The sequence below is a fragment of the Pseudoalteromonas rubra genome (genome assembly GCF_000238295.3).
GTDB classification, from domain to species: Bacteria; Pseudomonadota; Gammaproteobacteria; order Enterobacterales; family Alteromonadaceae; genus Pseudoalteromonas; species Pseudoalteromonas rubra.
Map to the genome: position 1 here is coordinate 1 of NZ_AHCD03000023.1, position 1,350 is coordinate 1,350.

The 1,350-nt window shown below is 48.2% G+C and carries 1 protein-coding gene; it reads right to left on the reverse strand.

Annotation, left to right across the window (positions count from 1 at the left end):
• Positions 1-1,350, reverse strand: a 1,350-nt coding sequence (locus PRUB_RS02640; RefSeq protein ID WP_198452308.1) for a hypothetical protein, incomplete at both ends; no start/stop codon positions are given.

Here is a 1,350-nt window from a genome sequence, read left to right on the forward strand (position 1 = left end):
CTCAATTTTGCTCAGCAACTTATTCGTAGCGGCATCATAGTTACTGCGCAGCTTACCGTTCGTGTAATACGACTTCACAAACATGCCGTTTGGCAATGCCATCTGGCTAATCTGACCCAGGCTGTTATAACTGGACACAGATTTAAACTCACCACCGGCATTTTTAGTCACACTGCTTTCAGGGCGACCTAAGTCATCAAAGGTGTAATGCTTACTGATACTCGCCGTGTTGTTGGCAATTAGGTTTTCGCAGCTTGCCGCTGAGCCCGTCACACGGAACTGATAAGAGTCGGTCAGTTTACCAATGTTATGCGCAGATTTGCTGTTGCCATAGACATTACAGCTGATCAGGGAACGGCCAGACACGGTTTTATCCAGCTGAACAGTACGTGATACCTGACCCAGCTTATTATAGAAGGTTTCTTCTGTTTCAGAGCGGCCGTTCACCTCTTTAACAACCTCTCCGAAGCCGTTGTAATACTGTTTCCAGCTCCCCCGGCTGGGATCTTCTACCTTGATTTTTCTGCCATAACGGTCGTAGTGCGTTGTGGTTGCGGTGTTTTTAAACTGTCCTGAGCTGCTATTATAAACCGCGTTGGTCGTGCTCACGATATCGCCAAAAGCGTTATAGCCAATTTTGACGCGGTTCACAATATCCGGATTAGAGCCTGTATAAGGATCTGTCTTATACAATGTACGACCCTGCACATCCTGCATTTCATCGCGTTTGTAGCTGCTGGCACTATAGTTATCATTACTGCCACCCACATCCGTGGTCCGGGTTAGATGACCCAGATACTGAATGCTTGTCGCTTTACCACTGGGAAGCGTCGTCTTTTCTAACCGGTTGTAACCATCAAAGTCGAAGCGCGTCGTGTACTTAGTCTCTCCCAATTTATAGGGCAGTGTCTTGGTGACCGGGTTGTTGTGTCGGGCGTAGGTGATATCCTCATACGCCACACTGCCATCAACCAGTGCTTTGGTATTGCGCACATTACGGCCATATCTGTCAAACACCTCATACTGCGCAGCCATGCCAGACTGAGTGGATTTAGTATAGTAGCGTCCACTCACCGATGAGCACAGCGAGCTGCTGCCACAGGATAAGGTTTCACGCTTCTGATAAGTCCCATTCGCAAAACGCGCCTCTACTGCTTCTCCCCACTGGTTCAACAGCTGTGTTTTTGATACACCGTTAGGACTGGTTTCTGTCACAGAAACAATGCGTCCATCCGGGTTACTGACACCATTATATAAAAATGTAACAGCCTGATTCAGCGCATTCGTCTTTCTGACAACCAGCTCGCCCGTGCTGTCATACTGGGTATAACTGGAGCGAGTCTCTGAGCC